Genomic DNA, 17,611 nt, shown 5'->3' on the forward strand with positions numbered 1-17,611 from the left:
TAAAATGATCGTTGTAAAAGGTTTAAGCAAATACTTCCAGCAAACTGCTGCCGTGCAGAAAATATCCTTCGAAGTTAAAAAAGGAGAGACCTTGATCTTGCTTGGGACCAGTGGCTCGGGCAAAACGACAACCTTGAGAATGATCAACCGTCTGGTAGAACCTTCTAGTGGCGAGATCTTTATCAATGCACAAAACGCCTTAGCATTGCCGGCAGAAGAGCTCCGCAGGTCTATCGGCTACGTGCTGCAGAATAATGGACTATTTCCACATTATACAGTTGCTGAGAATATCGGCATTGTGCCGCAGTTACTAGGCTGGGAAAAAACCCGAATCAAGGCCAGGACGAGGGAGTTGATGCTGAAGTTACATCTTGATCCGGACGGTCATGCGCAGCGGTACCCTGCTGAACTCAGTGGTGGACAACAACAACGCGTAGGACTCGCACGAGCATTGGCCTCTAATCCGCCAATTCTGTTGATGGATGAACCTTTCGGATCGCTCGATCCAGTGACCAGAACGCGAATCCGGAAGGAGTTTATTGGTCTGGATGAACTGAATCAGAAAACTATTATCATGGTTACACACGACATCGAAGAGGCTTTTGAACTTGGAGACAGGATTTGCCTGTTGGATCGAGGACAAGTTCAGCAAATTGGAAGACCTGCTGAATTGCTCTTTAAACCCGCAAATGATTTTGTACGTGATTTCTTTGGTATAGAGCGGCTTCTCCTCGAAATGAAAGCACTCCGGGTTAAAGATATTTGGGGCAACTTAGTCCCTACTCCCGGAAAAGGGCTAGGGTATGAAGGAGCTTCCGGAGCTGGAAAGCCCGGGCCGACCGATAGTTTGTGGACCCTGATGCAAAGCTTAACTGCCGGGGATGTTCAATCGGCAACTGTTCAGATGGGGAATGAAGCGAAAACAATCACGCTACAGGACATCTTCAAGGCAATAAAGCAGCTTAAGGAAAACTAACATGAACGAACAACAAAGTCTCTGGCAGTTCCTGACCTTGCAGTGGGAGAAAATTCTGGATCAGACCATTACGCATATTGGCCTGACCTGTACCTCCTTGCTTCTGGCGGTGATCATTGGTTTTCCACTAGCAATCTTGATTGCCAGGAAGAGAAACCTTGCCGCGCCGGTACTAGGGATGACTTCAGTGATGCAAACCATTCCAAGTGTGGCACTCCTGGGTTTTATGATCCCATTGTTTGGCATTGGCACCTTGCCCGCGATCGTTGTTTTGTTCTTGTATGCTTTACTGCCCATCATCAGGAATACCTATACCGGCATCACCGGAATAGACGAGGCAGTCCGGGATGCCGCAAAGGGGATGGGCATGACCGACAAGCAAATCCTGTTTAAAGTTGAAATCCCGCTCGCCATGCCGGTGATTCTTGCTGGCGTACGTACGGCAACTGTGATTAACGTGGGGGTTGCTACACTTGCGGCCTATATTGCCGGAGGTGGATTAGGTGAATTCATCTTTGGGGGTATTGCCCTGAATAATACAAACATGATCTTAGCGGGAGCGATACCCGCTGCGCTGCTGGCGATATTATTCGATTTTCTGCTTGGCAGGATACAGCAGCGAAAACCCGCAGGTATACGTAAGTGGAGTCTGATGTTTCCCCTTATTTTGCTGTTAATGGCCTGCTTTCAACTTGCTCCGGTTACACGTACAAGTCTACTGGCCGGATTTGAACCGGAATTTATGGGTAGACTGGATGGATATCTTGGCCTGAAATCCCGCTATAATTTGAATATATCTTCAGTTGTCATTAATGATGCGGTGATGTATGAGGCACTTTATGAGAATAAGCTGGATGTCATCGGCGGTTATAGTACCGACGGGCGGTTGAAGGCTTACGACCTGATTACCTTGCAGGATGATCAGACCATTTTTCCGCCGTATTATGCAGCGCCACTGGTGCGCTCTGATCTACTCAAGCGCTATCCGGAGTTGGCGGTGGCACTTAATCTGATTGCCGGAAAGATCACTGATTCTGCGATGACGGCGATGAACTACCAGACGGATATCTTAAAACGCAGTCCGGCAGGCGTGGCTAAAGAGTTTCTAGTCAGCCAGAACCTTTATCAACCACCGACAAACGGGAATAAGGCAACCATACGCATTGGCTGTAAGATCTTCGGAGAGCAGTATATCCTGACTGAGATCTACAGGATGTTAATAGAGGGCAATACTGACCTTCGCGTAGAAACAAAGACCGGTTTAGGGGGCACTAAGATTTGCTTCGACGCGCTTACGAATCATCAGATTGACCTTTATCCCGAATATACAGGAACTGGTTTTCTGGTGATCCTGCAGCCACCTGCTGCGGTGGTGCAAAGTATGATATCGAGCCCCGAAGAGGTCTTTAGCTATGTACAGACACAGTTCGAAGCTCGTTACGGTTTAACCTGGCTGAAGCCAATGGGTTTTAATAACACCTATGCGTTGATGATGCGGCGGAAGGATGCGCTGGCCTATAAGCTGAAAAGCATAACAGACCTGAAAAACTATCTAGATCGTCAAAAATAAGCTAAATGTTAAACTTGATCCCTTGTGCCAGTGGCAAGGTGTTCGAGTAATTGATGGTATTCGTTTGCCGGCGCATATAACCTTTCCAGGCGTCGGAGCCGCTCTCACGGCCACCACCAGTCTCTTTCTCTCCACCGAAAGCACCACCGATTTCTGCTCCTGAAGTGCCGATGTTCACATTGGCAATCCCGCAGTCTGATCCAGCGGCAGATAAGAACTGCTCGGCTTCACGTAGGTTTAAGGTCATGATCGCAGATGATAAACCTTGCGGTACTCCATTCTGTAAAGCAATCGCTTCATCTAGGGTTTTGTATTTGATCAGGTAAAGAATTGGTGCAAAGGTCTCTTCCTGCACGATCTTGTAGTGGTTTTCGACTTCGGCCACGCAGGGTGTTACGTAACATCCAGAGGTATAGGCTTCGCCTTCTAAACGACCGCCTTCCACCAGGAATCTGGCACCTTCTTCTTTGGCTCTTTCAATTGCTTCCAGGTAGCCATCGACAGCTGCCGTGTCAATCAGCGGTCCTACATGGTAACTTTCGTCCAGTGGGTTGCCGATGCGCAACTGTCCGTATGCGGCAACTAATCTTTCTTTGAAGGTATCGTAGATATCTTCATGGATGATGAGGCGGCGGGTAGAGGTGCAACGTTGACCCGCGGTACCTACAGCGCCAAATACCGCGCCGATGACGGACATATCAAGGTCCGCATCTTTGGAGATGATGATGGCGTTATTGCCTCCAAGTTCCAGGATAGATTTTCCGAACCTCCCTGCTACGGCAGTGGCGACGATCCGGCCCACGCGCGTTGATCCCGTGAAGGATACCAGGTTGATGCGTGGATCATGGTTGATCTTGTCGCCGACAGCATTGCCAATCAACAGGTTGCTGATACCTTCAGGCAAGTTATTTTCTTTCAGCACTGTGGCCAGGATATGCTGACAGGCAATGGCGCAAACCGGAGTTTTTGAAGAGGGCTTCCAGATACAAACGTTTCCACAAACCAAGGCCAGTGCCGTGTTCCAGCTCCAAACCGCAACAGGAAAGTTAAAAGCAGAGATGATCCCGACGATACCTAAAGGGTGCCACTGCTCGTACATGCGGTGCGCAGGACGTTCAGAGTGCATGGTTAAGCCATAGAGCTGTCGGGACTGCCCCAAGGCAAAGTCGCAGATGTCGATCATCTCCTGCACCTCGCCCAATCCTTCCTGCAGGCTTTTGCCCATTTCGTAGGACACCAGTGTGCCGAGGTTGGTTTTGTTCCTGCGAAGCGCATCGCCGAATTGACGTACAATTTCACCTCTTCGTGGTGCTGGCACAGCCTTCCAGTATGCAGCGGCAGCAGTTGCCTGCTCTAGTACGGTCTCATAATCCTGTTCGGTGGCCGTAACTACGCTGGCAATTTTCTGCCCGTCAACCGGAGAGAGGCTGTCGATGGTAGTGCCTTCAGGTTTACCCCAGACACTGCCGGTGCTATATGATGGATTGGTGTCCTGGATGCCTAGTTGGTCGAGAATGCTTTTGATGTTGATTTGCATAGCTATAATCTTTATCTACACAAATAGACAAAAAATATATTTAATACAGGAACACACATAATTCGGGTAACATTGTTATTCCTGTGCGGTTTTCATGACCGGAATTTTACCAGGTTGTTGATGAAGTTTTGTTACTTTGTATTTATAATCGAACCGCCCAGACCGGGCTTATCTATGCTGGAAGTAAATTTCCCATTCAATTTCTTGCCTTTCATTATCAATAGGTTAGCCCTAAACCGGGTTTTTGTTGAAAATTATATAAGCATTCTGTTCTGCAAACGTCAACTTAATAGTTATATTAATTACGTTGAGCTGTTCTTTTAATTAATTAGTACGATGGAAGAGGATTTTAATTTTGATTTTAGTGATGATGCGCAACGTTCCGTAGAACGTTATGAGGAGATGTTGAGGAACCAGGATCAATATTTTTTTGATGCCCATGCTTTTGAAAATATCATCGACTATTATATAGAGAAAAACGATCCTGTAAAAGCTTTGCAGGTGACAGAATATGCATTGAACCAGCATCCTTATGCGGCGGTTTTCAATGTAAAACAGGCACATTTATATGTTGCGACAGAACAGCTTGAGCTTGCTTTCCAGGCTTTGGAGAAGGCAGAGATGCTGGAAGCCTCCGAGCCGGAGATCTACGTAGTCCGCGGAAACATCTATGCCAGCCTGAAAAGGTACAACGAAGCGTTGGACAATTACCAGAAAGCGCTGGAAATGGCCGATTCTACGGATGAGATCCTGCTGCAGATCGCGTTTGTGTATGAAAAGATGATGGATTATGAATCCGCCATCGTGTACATCAAGCGCAGCCTGGAGCAGAACATGGAAAACAAAGATGGTCTTTATGAACTGGCTTTCTGCTACGATATTCTCGATAAGCAGGAGGAAAGTATCAAGTTCTACCAAGAGTATATTGACAAGGATCCATATTCCTATGCTGCATGGTACAACCTGGCTAATTCCTACCATAAACTGGATTTATTTGAAAAGGCCATTGATGCTTATGATTATGCAATCCTGATCAAGGACGATTTTGCTTCTGCATATTACAATAAGGGTAATGCTTTGGTGCAATTGGATAAATTCGCAGAAGCCATCGAGGTGTACAAGCAGACTTTTGAATATGAAAAACCTGATGCTGATACGTATTGTGCGATCGGTGAATGTTACGAGAAGCTGGAGCGCATGGATGAAGCACGTGCTTACTACAAGAAGTCTGTAAAGATGGATAGCACGATGGCTGATGCCTGGTTTGGTATTGGCGTGACCTTAAATTTCGAAGAACGTTATTTTGAGTCCCTCCATTTCTATAAGAAAGCGATTGAGCTTGATGAGGAAAATCCTGATTTCTGGTTTGCCATGGCGGATGCCTACTACAAGCTCGGACAGATGGATCAATCAGCTGAGGCTTACGAAAAAGTAATTGAGTTTAATCCCATAGACGTAGAAGCATGGTTAGATTATTCCACCTTGTTGTATGAACTGGGCAAATTAAGGGAAGCTGCAGATACCATTTCTGAGGCGATTAAAAATAATCCGGATGCTGCTGAATTATACTACCGCATGGTTGCTTATCTGTTCGCTTTAGGGGAATCTGATGAAGCGCTGATCTATCTGGAGACGGCATTGGTTACCGATCCCGATAAACATTATATCTTATTTGAATACTTACCACAGCTTCAGGAAAATGGGCTGATTTTGGAAGTAATTAATAAATTTATGAGATAAGAGTGATGTGCTAAGCAGAATTCGTAAGCAGAACTTCTGATTTTTTTATAACCTTTGCAGCATATATGAATTACCAATTAAATAATATACCGGAACGCCCGGTGAAACCGCGTCAAAAAGGTCTTACCATGGTCATGGATAAAGGCTTAAGTTTGAGACAAGTTGAAGACTTTATTGATGTAGCCGGCGTACATACAGATATTGTAAAATTAGGTTGGGCAACATCTTTTGTTACCCCGAATCTTAAAGAAAAACTGGCTATATATCGCAGCGCTGGAATCCCTGTCTACTTTGGAGGTACCTTGTTTGAAGCCTTTGTGATCAGGAATCAGTTTGACGACTATCGCCGTGTGCTTGAGGAGTTCGGAATGGAGTATGCAGAGGTTTCTGACGGTTCAATCACTATTGAACATGATGAAAAATGTAATTACATCAGCAAGCTTGCGGAACAGGTGACCGTAATTTCGGAGGTTGGTTCTAAAGATGCAAAGAAGATCTTTGCACCGTATAAATGGATCAAACTGATGAAAGCGGAGATTGAAGCGGGCAGCTGGAAAGTCATTGCTGAAGCTCGTGAGGGTGGGAATGTAGGTATTTACCGTGATTCGGGAGAGGTTAGAGAGGGCTTGGTTGACGAGATCCTTACTGAAATCCCTGAAGAAACCATCATCTGGGAAGCACCTCAAAAGGAGCAACAGGTTTGGTTTATCAAGCTGATCGGTACGAATGTGAACCTCGGAAACATTGCGCCGGCAGAAGTGATTCCCTTGGAAACGATACGCTTAGGATTGAGAGGTGATACCTTCGACTATTTCTTAAATTCAATTAAATAATACATTCAGAGGCAGCCTTGCTGCGCTCGCTTGAGGGTAACAGAATGAAATTATTTGGTTTGATAGGCTTTCCCCTTACACACTCTTTCTCCAAGAAGTATTTTTCGGAAAAGTTTGCGCGGGAAGGCATAGTGGATTGCGCATATGAGTTGTATCCCATAGAGCGCATTGCGCAGTTAGAAACGCTATTGACAGATCACTCACAGATCGCAGGTCTGAATGTTACCATACCTTATAAAATTGCCGTGCTTGATTTCGTAGATGAGCTTGATGCCGCTGCGGCCTACATCGGCGCGGTAAATACTTTGCACATCAGCGATCTTGATGGTAAACGCTTCATTAAAGGCTACAATACGGATGCTTTTGGATTTGAAGCTTCTTTAAAACCGCTTTTGGGATCCCAGCATAAACAGGCATTGATCTTTGGTGACGGTGGCGCTGCAAAGGCCGTTAAGTATGTGCTGGAGCAGCTAAACATCGCTTATACATCCGTGCTACGCAGACCTCAGGCGGGTTGTTTAACGTACGGGGATTTAGATGAATCAATTATTACGTCATCCAAGATCCTGATCAACACGACACCACTCGGCACTTATCCGGATGTGGAGTCCTGTCCAGACATTCCCTACCAGTTTATAACTTCAGAACATTTAGCGTACGACCTGGTATATAATCCTGAAGTAACTGAATTTCTCCAGCGTGCTAAAGCGCAGGGCGCTAAAACCAAGAATGGCTTAGACATGTTACATCTGCAGGCGGAACGCGCCTGGACCATCTGGACAGCATAAATATGAAAAGAGCCCTGTTCTATCTGTCGTTTGTACTGCTCCTGCTCAGTGCTTGTTCCGGGAATGACCCGGTTACACCAAAGCCCAGGGGGTATTTTAATATAGAACTTCCGAAGAAAGCCTATCACCATTATACTAGCGAATGTGCATACAGCTTCGACTATCCAGTGTATGGAAAAGTAGAACCTGATCTGGACAAAGCAGCGCAGCCATGCTGGAAAAACTTGGTGTTTGAACGATTTAATGGCAGGCTGCACATGACCTACCATAAGATAGATTCTAAAGAAGATTTCAACCGCCTGGTAGAGTACGCAAGGGAACTTGCCTTTAAACATACCGTTAAAGCAAATGCCATCGACCAGAAGTTCATCAATTATCCAGATAAAAAGGTTTATGGCGTGTATTATGCTATAGATGGCAATACCGCTTCATCGGTTCAGTTTTTCTTAACCGATAGCACAAACCATTATTTTAGAGGTGCATTATACTTTAATGAAAGGCCACAGTATGATTCCATTCAGCCTGTGATTAACTTTTTGAAGAAGGACATCGATGTAATGATTGAAACATTCAAGTGGAACAACAACAAATAAGCTCATGATCAATATTAAACAGTTTACATTTAATGCCTATCAGGAAAACACCTACGTTTTGTTTGATGAAACGGGTGAATGTGTGATTATTGATCCGGGCATGTATGATGGTGCAGAGCAAAATGAACTCGTGCAATTTATCACCGCGGCGGAACTAAGGCCTGTAGCACTTTTAAATACGCATTGCCATATTGACCATGTATTTGGCAATAAATTCGTGTTCGATCAATGGGGCCTGAAACCCCAGTTCCATCAAGGTGAATTGGCTGTGCTGCAAGCTATTCCCGGCTATGCGCCGCAGATGGGGATGCGCTACGAACTGTCGCCCGAGCCAGAAAGCTATTTGCCTGAAAGCGGTGAAATCACCTTCGGGAACAACAAATTGACCTTAATCTTTGCACCGGGGCATTCTCCTGCGCACTTGTGTTTCTATTCTGAAGCGGATAACATCCTTATCGGCGGAGATGTGCTATTCTATCAAAGCATCGGCCGTACGGACCTTCCCGGTGGAAACCATGAGCAGTTACTGAGCAGCATCAGGGAGAATTTATTTATCCTACCGGCAGAGACCAAGGTGTTTCCTGGGCATGGTAAGTCGACTACGATTGGATTTGAGATGAAGCACAATCCATTCTTAACTTAATCTGTTCGAGCTTGAATACACCCTTTTATATTGCCCGCAGGTACCTTTTTGCAAAGAAGTCTACCAATGCCATCAACATCATCTCCACGATCTCGGTGGTGGGTGTATTCGTAGGCAGTGCGGCGCTGATTATAATACTTTCTGTATTCAATGGCTTTGAAGAGGTGGTGTTGAAGATGTTCAATACGGTTACGCCCCACCTGGTGATTACACCGAAAATGGGTAAGACCTTTGAACCTAATACAAGCTACTTCAACAACTTAAAGACCAACAAGGATATTTACTCCTATACTGAAGTGCTGGCGGAAAACGCATTGCTGGTATATGATAAAAGGCAGAGCGTGAGCCTGGTAAAGGGTGTTAGTGCAGACTACTTGAAAAATCCAAGCCTGGATAGCATAACCGTGCAGGGCAAGTTTGTACTCCGTAATGATGCCGGAGCAAATGCCGTTATTGGCTCCGCCATCCAGAACTACCTGATGGTGAATACCAACGATCCGTTCACGCCTTTGCAAATCTATTCGCCAAAGAAGGGGGTGACCACAGCCAGCGTGATACCAGGGCAGGACCTGATCATTAAATCCTTGCCGGTTTCCGGGATATTTGAGGTTCAGCAGGACTTTGATAACATGACCATTGTGCCGCTTGATTTTGCCCGCGAGTTACTAGGTGAGGAGAAAGAGATATCGTCCATCGAAATCAACTTAAAGCCTGGCTTTGATGCTGATGAGTTTAAGGATCAGATAGAGTCAGAGATCGGTGAACACTTTACCGTTAAGAACAGGATTGAGCAGAATGTTGTGCTCTATAATATCCTGGGTACTGAAAAGTGGGCAGTTTACATCATATTAACTTTCATTCTGATCATTGCCATCTTCAACATCATCGGGTCTTTAACCATGCTGGTGCTGGACAAGCTGAAGGACATTGCCATTCTGAGGAGCCTGGGTGCCGGGAAGGCATTCATCAAGCAGATATTTTTATTTGAAGGAATGATGATTACCATGGCAGGTTGTATATTAGGCCTTATTATTGGCTTTATCTTTTGCCTGCTTCAGCAGAAATACGGATTTATAAAAATGTCGAATGTTGCATTCAATGCTTATCCGATCGCTTTTAAATGGACGGACTTTCTGCTTGTTTTTTTTACCGTAAGTTTGTTCTCTTTTGTAGCATCAGCGCTTTCGGCCCGCTTAAGTGTTAAAAAGATTAATGAAATGAATAAGGATCTTTAATCATGAATGGATTAGGATCGCTTCATTGCAAAAACATAAATAAGAAATGATGAAAATAGTTAAACAATTATCGCTGTTGCTGCTGCTGTTAACCTTGTTTGCTGCATGTAATTCCAATTCTGCAGGTAAAAAGCAAGAAAAGGCCAGGATAGTTAAAGGGTTGTATAGCTATGGACCAGAAATTCGCTCCTTTACCGACTGCGATGAAGCCAGAGAGTACTGGGTTGTTGACAGCGCCAATACATTGGAACTTGCCTACAGTAACATGAATTTCGAAAAGCCTTACGAACCCGTGTATATTGAAGTGGAATGTAAAGTCGTAAAGTCAGACAGCCTTACCGTTACTGCTGACTATGATTCTACGATGGTTGTTACCAAGCTCCTGAAGATGACCAAGGAGATCCCTGATGGCCCCTGCAACCAGTAGGCTTAAGAATTTAGATACAGGTTCTTGTTGATTTCAGGAATAAGTCCTTTCTCCGTAGCCATCTTGAATAAGATATCTATCGCTTTGCGGCCTTCAGTGCCAAGATCCAGCGAATATTGGTTTACATAAAGTTCAATATGTTTGTACATCACGGACTCTTCCATTTCCTGTGCATGTGCACGAATGAAGTCGAGACCTGATTTGGGGTTTGCAAACGCGAACTCCACAGATCTTTTTAATACGCGGTTAACCTTATGCTGTACTTCCAGGTCAATATTCCGGTTAATTACAATACCCCCTAAAGGAATTGCACAGCCGGTTAAGTCTTCCCAGAAGCTACCAAGGTCAACAATCTTCTTCAAGCCTTTTTCCGCATACGTGAACCTGTTCTCGTGTATGATCAGGCCCAGATCAATCTCGCCGGTAAGCAATGAGTTTTCAATGTCTGAAAATACTTTCAATACCTTATTCTGCAGATTGGGATAAGCAATACCAAGCAGGAAATTAGCTGTGGTGAGTACACCAGGTATCGCAATGGTTGGATTCAGTTTCCCAAGATTTTCTGGATCAAGAAAGCGTTCGTCCTTGCAGATCAGTAAGGGCCCTACACCAAAGCCCAGGGCACTACCGGAATCCAGCAGGGCATACTTTTCCGCCACGTGCGCAAAAGCGTGGAAGCTAAGCTTGGAGATGTCTAGTATGCCGTTCAAGGCCTTTTGATTAAGGGTCTCCACATCATCAAAAAACACTTCGAATTCAAGGCCTTCGGTATCGATCTTGTGGTGTATTAAGGCATCAAAAATGAAGGTGTCATTTGGGCAGGGGGAGAATCCAAGGCTTAGTTTCATGTGGTAAAAATAAATACAATCAGAACAGGATACGTTGATCCTTTGTCAAAAACCGGATTGCCCAATTATTGAGGTTTTCAATAGCCAGTTCAATCTTCCAGTTTTCTCTATTTCGGGGTTCTACGAAGTTTGATATCGCCCGCACCTGGATGCAGGGAATCTGTATCTGGTTGCAGGCGTAAATCACAGCAGCACCTTCCATGGTTTCAATGTCTGGCGACAGTCGCGCTTTCAGGGCATCAATGCTGGGTTGATGCCCATGAACTTTGTTCACGGTGATCCCTTTTACGGTGCTCAATGGCGGATCTAACGGCTGCAGCGGCGGTATGGCTGTGTAACTGCTTTCGCCGAAGCCCAGGGTCTGTATTGGAAGGAACTGCTGTCCATCCTCGGCGCCCAATTCTGCGAAGATATCTGTGCAAACCTGAACAATCGTACCTGGTGGAAACTCGGGGCTGAAGCTCCCTGCAATGCCGAGATTTAGCACTTGTCCGTATTTTCCTGGCAATAGGTGTTGCCCCAGTGCAAAGGCGGTTGCTGTCATGCCAACGCCAGTTATCAGCACATCAAAAGTTGGTGTTTCGACATAGTTTTCGGCACCTAAGTTAAAGTGTTTCAGTACGTTTTTGATTTCAAACCCGGTGGCTGCAACCAGTAATGTTTTCATATTGCTAAGGTAAAGAACTTTCTACTTAATGGTTTCTGCGTATATTTGTAATCTATTCACAAGAAATGATTTATATTACACGCAAAGCAAATTTTAATGCTGCTCATAAATTATCCCGTCAGGATTGGTCTGATGACAAGAACCTGGCGGTTTTTGGCAAGTGCTCTAACCCAAACTGGCACGGACATAACTACGAACTTTTCGTAACGGTAAAAGGGGAGGTAAACCCGGAAACGGGCTTCCTGGTAGACCTGAAATGGCTTAAGGAGGTTATGAACACGTATGTGGTGGATAAGATAGACCATAGGAACTTAAATCTGGATGTAGATTTTATGGCTGGTAAACTTGCCTCTACAGAGAACCTGGCGATTGCCATCTGGGATATTTTATTACCGCACATTGAGGCTGCCAACGCCAGCCTTCACTGCATAAAAATTTATGAGACCGAAAACAACTTTGTAGAATACTTCGGTTAAGCACACAACAAATGGACAAACACACACAAGATTTTACGGAAGAAGAAAACGAAGGATACGTTAAAATTGACAGGTATAATCAAGGTAGAATTGATTCTATTGCTTCCCATTATAAAGACATTCTAGAGCAGATTGGAGAGGATCCACAACGTGAAGGACTGGTGAAAACACCGGAACGCGTTGCAAAAGCACTTCAGTTTCTGACCCATGGTTACGATACCAAACCGGAGGAAATCCTTCGCTCAGCCATGTTCAAAGAGGATTATTCACAAATGGTTGTCGTTAAAGACATTGAAATCTTCTCCATGTGCGAGCACCACATGTTGCCATTTTTTGGCAAGGCACACATTGCCTATATTCCAAACGGCCATATTGTAGGCTTAAGTAAAATTCCAAGAGTAGTTGACGCCTATGCCCGTCGGTTGCAGGTACAGGAGCGATTAACTAATGAAATCAGGGATTGTATCCAATCTACACTGAATCCTGCAGGTGTTGCTGTGGTGATCGAGTGCAAGCACCTGTGCATGTCTATGCGCGGTGTTCAGAAGCAAAACTCCGTGACTACAACTTCCGCATTTACCGGACATTTCAAGAATGAGACCACCAGGGCAGAGTTTTTGAGGTTGATTACAGCAGGTTTACATTAAAATTTATTGAATGAAAGCATACATATTTCCAGGTCAGGGTGCACAATTCTCTGGCATGGGCAAAGCATTATATCAAGATCCTTCTTCTAAAGACCTGTTTGAGCAGGCGAATGAAATAATGGGCTTCCGCATCAGCGACATCATGTTCGAAGGTAGCGATGAAGCGTTGAAACAAACCAATGTTACCCAACCGGCGATTTTCCTGCATTCGGTTATCCTTGCACTGTCCTTAAAAGATAATTTTAAGCCTGATATGGTTGCTGGTCACTCTTTGGGTGAGTTTTCTGCACTTGTAGCGGCTTCTGCTTTGAAATTTGAAGATGGCCTTAGACTGGTGATGGCCAGAGCAAACGCCATGCAGCGTGCATGTGAGTTGCAGCCCTCTACCATGGCCGCAATCTTAGGTCTTGCAGATGATGTTGTAGAGCGCATTTGTGCGGAAATCGACGAAGTGGTTGTACCGGCAAACTATAACTGCCCGGGTCAGCTGGTAATTTCCGGCAGCATCGAGGGTATTGATCTGGCATGTACAAAATTGACTGAAGCAGGTGCTAAAAGGGCTTTGAAGTTGAATGTTGGCGGTGCTTTCCACTCCCCGCTAATGGAGCCTGCCAGGGTAGAGCTTCAACAGGCAATCGAGCATACCACCATCATGAGCCCGATCTGCCCGATATACCAAAACGTAGATCCACGTCCGAATACTGATCCGGATCAGATCAAGGCTAACCTGATCACCCAGCTTACCGGTGCGGTAAAATGGACACAAACCATTGAACAGATGCTTGCTGACGGTGCAACTGAATTCACTGAAGTAGGACCAGGAAATGTGTTACAAGGATTGGTTAAAAAGGTGAACAGAGCGGCAGTGACCAACTCCGCAGACTAATCATAAATACGGGCCCGCCCGTAAAGAACAAGTTATGAGTATAGGTGCGAAAATAAGGTTTCTGTTACTGATTTTAAGCCTGTGCTGTATAGCTACTGCAGTGTCGCTGAAACATTCAATTTCAAAAAAAGACCTGCTGGACCATGAGGCCTCCATCTTACAGGAGAATTTAGCTGTAAGGGAACACATGGTCTATAATTTTCTAAATGATCCTGCTGAGCTGAAAAAAGCGCAGGCATATCACCTGAATGAGGATTATGCGCTGGAGTTTATTCAGCGTTTTAAGACCAAAGGCATCCAGGTGCTGACCTTTCAAAACAATGAACTTCTATTCTGGAGTTCATTCAAGACTTTTCCCTCCGAAGTTGTACGACTTCGGGAGGGAAATTCTTTCCACCAGTTTCCAAATGGCTGGGCGGAAGTAATCAAGAAAACCAGGGGTAATTTCACCATCGTCTTTCTAATCGAGGTTAAAAACCAATACAAGTTCACTAATAAGTACCTGAGCAACAACTTCGTGCCGACTTTGACGGACTCAAAGTCGCTTACGCTGGCAAGCTTCAATGATACCGAGGTGCATGGCATCAACGATCATAGTGGCAATCTTTTGTTTGTGGTTAAACTGGTGCCTGGCTACGTAGATACGATCTTTTCCAACCTGGAGGTCTGGCTGTGGATCATCGGCTTATTTAGCTTCTGCCTGTTTGTGAACTCCCTTTGTGCATTGCTGGTGCGCTCGGGTAAGCTGTTGCTCGGTACCCTGCTGATCACCTTGTTCTTCCTGATCTTACGGGTAACGGATCTGGAATTCGGTTGGTTTAACCACCAGTTCAACTTCCAACTGTTCGATCCAAAGGTTTATGGCGAGAGTTATGTGCTGCCCTCCCTTGGAGATTTCCTGTTGAACGTGATCGCCATTACCTGGGTGGTGTTATTCGCCTATACTTACAAAGATCAGTATGTGCTTCCTGAACGTTTAAAGCGTAGCAAGGCTGCTGGTATAGCATTGCACGTGGTATTAATGTTGATATTCGTGGGTATTGGATTTCTCTTTGATCACATCGTTTATGGCCTGATCATCAACTCGAAGATCAATTTCGAGATTACCAATATTGTTGGCCTCGGCTGGCTTAGCTGGATCAGCATCATCATTCTTTGCCTGGTCTGGTTTAATGCCTTTATCCTGGGCTATATTCTGATGAGCCTAAGCAAACAGCTGCAAGTAAGCAACAAGCAGCGATTGCTGATCTTTACTGCTATCGCCTGTGCCTTTTTGATCGGTTACCTAAATCTCGGCTTTGCAATCTTTTTTGTTGCTTACTGTTTCTTTGTTTTCTTGCTCGGTTGGAACATTTACCTGCAGCAGGCACGATTTTATGTGTACATCTATTCGTTGATGTTCTTCTGCCTGGCTTTCATTTCAGCCATTAAATACCTGGAATATAACAGCAAGCGCGAGCAAACAATGCGCTTAACCATCGCCCAGCGATTGCATTACACGGACGATCCAAAAGTGCTGATGGCAATAAAGACGCTGGAAGAGGGCGTCACATCCGACAAGTATGTTGCTGAACGCTTTGTTTCGCTCAAAGAGAAGCAACAATCCGCCTTGGACAAGTACATCAATCAGAAGTTCCTGGATGGCTATCTCACACAGTTTGAAAACACGGTGCTGGAATATGGCAGTCAGGATGCTGCAACTGATACCGTTCCAAACAAATTAAGTTATTACCGCAACCTGGTTCGTTCTGGATCTGTTAAGGTCTCGACCTATTTCTACCGCTTGAACGATCCTTTTGGCTTTGAAAATTACTTTGGTATCATTCCCGTTTTTAATGAACAGCGCCTCATCGGGACTTTGCTGATTGAATTGAAATCTCAGCAGTACAACTACTACAGCAAATTCCCTGAACTTCTGGTGGAAGGGCGTACCTCGAGGGATGAGACCGACAAGGATTATTCTTTTGCTTTTTACAACAATGGTAAATTGTTCCGGCAGTCCGGGCCTTATACCTACAAGCTTTCTGCTGCAGCTTATTCGATCAGTTCAAATCCCACCTACATCAATGATGAGGATGGTTTCAACCATTTGGTTTACCGTCCTGGGGCTTCGAAACTCATCATTATCAGTAAAGAAAACATTGGAGCGGTCATGCATTTGGCAACCCTATCCTTCTTTTTTCTGGTTTTTATCATCTTCTCGGCGGCGCTGTATATTCTGATCTGGCTGGTCAAGAACATTGATGAAAGCTGGACCGGTTGGTTTAACATCAACCGCTCTTTAATGATCAACGCAAATAAGATCCTTTATAAGACGCGTATTCAGTTTTCTATTATTCTATCTGTGGTGGCAACCCTGCTAATCGTTGGCTGGACGACTTACTTTTACATCAGTGCAGAGTATCGTAAGCAGCAGGATGAGCTGATGCGGGAACGCATTCGTAAGATTCAAATCTCTTTTGAGAAGCAAATTGCTGATGTGGGCTTACCGGAGGTCAACACGCAGTCGGTGGTAGATTTCAATCAATTCGCGGATATGAATGCAGCCTACCTGAACCTGTTCAACGTAGAGGGCGACTTGTTGTTCAGTTCTTTGCCAAACATCTACGAAAATGGACTGATTGGTAAAAAAATGGCCTCAAACGCTTATATCTACCTGCATGAGTTACAACGTTCCGAATTCCTGAATCCATCAGAGCGTATTGGCGACTTTACTTATTCCTCTGCTTATGCACCAATCCGTGATCATCAGAATAGAACCGTTGCTTATATCGGCTTGCCTAATTATGGCAACGAATCAGATTATCAAAGCAAGATCAGCCTCTTCGTAAATACGCTGATCAATATCTATGCACTGGTATTTGTGGCCATTGGCGTCCTTGCAGTATTCCTTGCGAATCAAATCACCAGTCCACTAACCTTCATTCAGGAGAGTATCCGTAAAACTAAACTGGGCCAGATCAATAAACCCATCGTCTGGTCGCGGCACGATGAAATCGGCGCACTCATCAAGGAGTACAACAAGATGATCGCTGCCCTGGAGGAGAGTGCACGGAAGTTGGCACGTTCGGAACGGGAGCATGCCTGGCGCGAGATGGCCAAGCAAATTGCGCATGAGATCAAAAATCCACTCACACCATTAAAACTGGGGGTACAGTTGCTGGAGCGCTCATGGAAGGAACAGGATCCGAATTTCGACACAAAGTTCGACCGCTTCAACAAGTCGTTTATCGAACAGATCGACAGCTTGTCAACCATAGCTTCGGAATTCTCGAACTTTGCCAAGATGCCCGATACGAAGCTGGAGAAGCTGCAGGTGCTGCCGATTATCGAAGAAAGCAAAAGGATGTATGGCAATGCGGAGGCTACCGAAATTATCATCGATAATCAGGTAGATCATCATGTTTTAATCTGGGGCGATAAAGGCCAGCTGAGCCGCTCATTTAACAACCTGTTCAAAAATGCGATTGAGGCTGCTTCTGCCAATGCGGTTCATTGTTTGATTTACGTGAAGATCTTTATTGATGCCAGCGATCTGGTGATTGAGGTTGCGGACAACGCTAAAGGAATAGACCTTGCGCTCCAGGACCGGATCTTCGTTCCAAATTTTACCACAACCTCTTCGGGTACGGGGTTAGGACTTGCGTTCGTAAAACAGGCGGTTGAAAATGCAGGAGGCAGTGTAACCTTCAGCTCGGTTATTAATGAGGGTACGACCTTTTATTTACGCTTTCCAGTCGTGTAA

General features: G+C 45.1%; 16 protein-coding genes. 13 read left to right on the forward strand and 3 right to left on the reverse strand.

Annotation, left to right across the window (positions count from 1 at the left end; genetic code table 11):
- Positions 1-4 precede the first annotated feature (4 nt).
- Positions 5-976, forward strand: coding sequence for an ABC transporter ATP-binding protein (locus ACTHQF_RS05590; RefSeq protein WP_440428930.1), 972 nt, complete (start codon positions 5-7; stop codon positions 974-976).
- Between the two features lies 1 nt (position 977).
- Entirely contained in the window at positions 978-2,546 is a 1,569-nt protein-coding gene (locus tag ACTHQF_RS05595) for an ABC transporter permease/substrate-binding protein (RefSeq protein ID WP_440428931.1), read from the forward strand.
- A 1-nt stretch (position 2,547) separates the two neighbouring features.
- Here ACTHQF_RS05595 and amaB read toward each other — a convergent pair whose 3' ends face one another.
- Entirely contained in the window at positions 2,548-4,083 is a 1,536-nt protein-coding gene (amaB, locus tag ACTHQF_RS05600) for an L-piperidine-6-carboxylate dehydrogenase (protein ID WP_440428932.1), read from the reverse strand.
- 336 nt (positions 4,084-4,419) lie between these two features.
- Here amaB and ACTHQF_RS05605 point away from each other — a divergent pair, with 336 nt between their 5' ends.
- The 7 genes from ACTHQF_RS05605 to ACTHQF_RS05635 all read left to right on the forward strand — a co-directional run bounded on the left by ACTHQF_RS05605 (position 4,420) and on the right by ACTHQF_RS05635 (position 10,342).
- Positions 4,420-5,823 (forward strand): tetratricopeptide repeat protein, encoded by a 1,404-nt coding sequence (locus tag ACTHQF_RS05605; protein WP_440428933.1) that lies wholly within the window; start codon positions 4,420-4,422, stop codon positions 5,821-5,823.
- Positions 5,824-5,888: 65 nt separating this feature from the next.
- On the forward strand, positions 5,889-6,656 hold the full coding sequence (locus tag ACTHQF_RS05610; RefSeq protein ID WP_440428934.1) for a phosphosulfolactate synthase: 768 nt from the start codon (positions 5,889-5,891) through the stop codon (positions 6,654-6,656).
- A gap of 44 nt (positions 6,657-6,700) precedes the next feature.
- Positions 6,701-7,444, forward strand: coding sequence for a shikimate dehydrogenase family protein (locus tag ACTHQF_RS05615; protein WP_440428935.1), 744 nt, complete (start codon positions 6,701-6,703; stop codon positions 7,442-7,444).
- A gap of 2 nt (positions 7,445-7,446) precedes the next feature.
- A complete protein-coding gene (gldD, locus tag ACTHQF_RS05620; RefSeq protein WP_440428936.1) occupies positions 7,447-8,037 on the forward strand; it encodes a gliding motility lipoprotein GldD in 591 nt (196 codons plus the stop codon).
- A gap of 4 nt (positions 8,038-8,041) precedes the next feature.
- The gene (locus ACTHQF_RS05625; RefSeq protein WP_440428937.1) at positions 8,042-8,680 is read left to right on the forward strand and encodes an MBL fold metallo-hydrolase; all 639 of its coding nucleotides are present in this window, start codon (positions 8,042-8,044) and stop codon (positions 8,678-8,680) included.
- Positions 8,681-8,691: 11 nt separating this feature from the next.
- Positions 8,692-9,915 carry an ABC transporter permease gene (locus ACTHQF_RS05630; RefSeq protein WP_440428938.1) on the forward strand — a complete coding sequence of 408 codons (1,224 nt, stop codon included), beginning with the start codon at positions 8,692-8,694 and terminating at the stop codon, positions 9,913-9,915.
- A 46-nt stretch (positions 9,916-9,961) separates the two neighbouring features.
- Complete coding sequence (locus ACTHQF_RS05635; protein ID WP_440428939.1) at positions 9,962-10,342, forward strand: hypothetical protein; 381 nt, start codon at positions 9,962-9,964, stop codon at positions 10,340-10,342.
- A gap of 2 nt (positions 10,343-10,344) precedes the next feature.
- On the opposite strand, the gene ACTHQF_RS05640 is transcribed toward ACTHQF_RS05635, so the two are convergent.
- On the reverse strand, positions 10,345-11,190 hold the full coding sequence (locus ACTHQF_RS05640) for a menaquinone biosynthesis family protein (RefSeq protein WP_440428940.1): 846 nt from the start codon (positions 11,188-11,190) through the stop codon (positions 10,345-10,347).
- Positions 11,191-11,209: 19 nt separating this feature from the next.
- Positions 11,210-11,857: a futalosine hydrolase gene (gene mqnB, locus ACTHQF_RS05645; RefSeq protein WP_440428941.1), complete on the reverse strand. Its 648-nt coding sequence runs from the start codon at positions 11,855-11,857 to the stop codon at positions 11,210-11,212.
- Positions 11,858-11,922: 65 nt separating this feature from the next.
- Here mqnB and ACTHQF_RS05650 point away from each other — a divergent pair, with 65 nt between their 5' ends.
- The 4 genes from ACTHQF_RS05650 (at position 11,923) to ACTHQF_RS05665 (ending at position 17,611) form a co-directional block, all read left to right on the forward strand.
- The gene (locus ACTHQF_RS05650; protein WP_440428942.1) at positions 11,923-12,333 is read left to right on the forward strand and encodes a 6-pyruvoyl trahydropterin synthase family protein; all 411 of its coding nucleotides are present in this window, start codon (positions 11,923-11,925) and stop codon (positions 12,331-12,333) included.
- 11 nt (positions 12,334-12,344) lie between these two features.
- Entirely contained in the window at positions 12,345-12,980 is a 636-nt protein-coding gene (folE, locus tag ACTHQF_RS05655; RefSeq protein WP_440428943.1) for a GTP cyclohydrolase I FolE, read from the forward strand.
- A 10-nt stretch (positions 12,981-12,990) separates the two neighbouring features.
- Positions 12,991-13,866, forward strand: coding sequence for an ACP S-malonyltransferase (fabD, locus tag ACTHQF_RS05660; protein WP_440428944.1), 876 nt, complete (start codon positions 12,991-12,993; stop codon positions 13,864-13,866).
- A 100-nt stretch (positions 13,867-13,966) separates the two neighbouring features.
- Entirely contained in the window at positions 13,967-17,611 is a 3,645-nt protein-coding gene (locus ACTHQF_RS05665; protein WP_440428945.1) for an ATP-binding protein, read from the forward strand.

It is taken from the genome of Pedobacter sp. SAFR-022 (genome assembly GCF_051965375.1).
Taxonomy (GTDB): domain Bacteria; phylum Bacteroidota; class Bacteroidia; order Sphingobacteriales; family Sphingobacteriaceae; genus Pedobacter.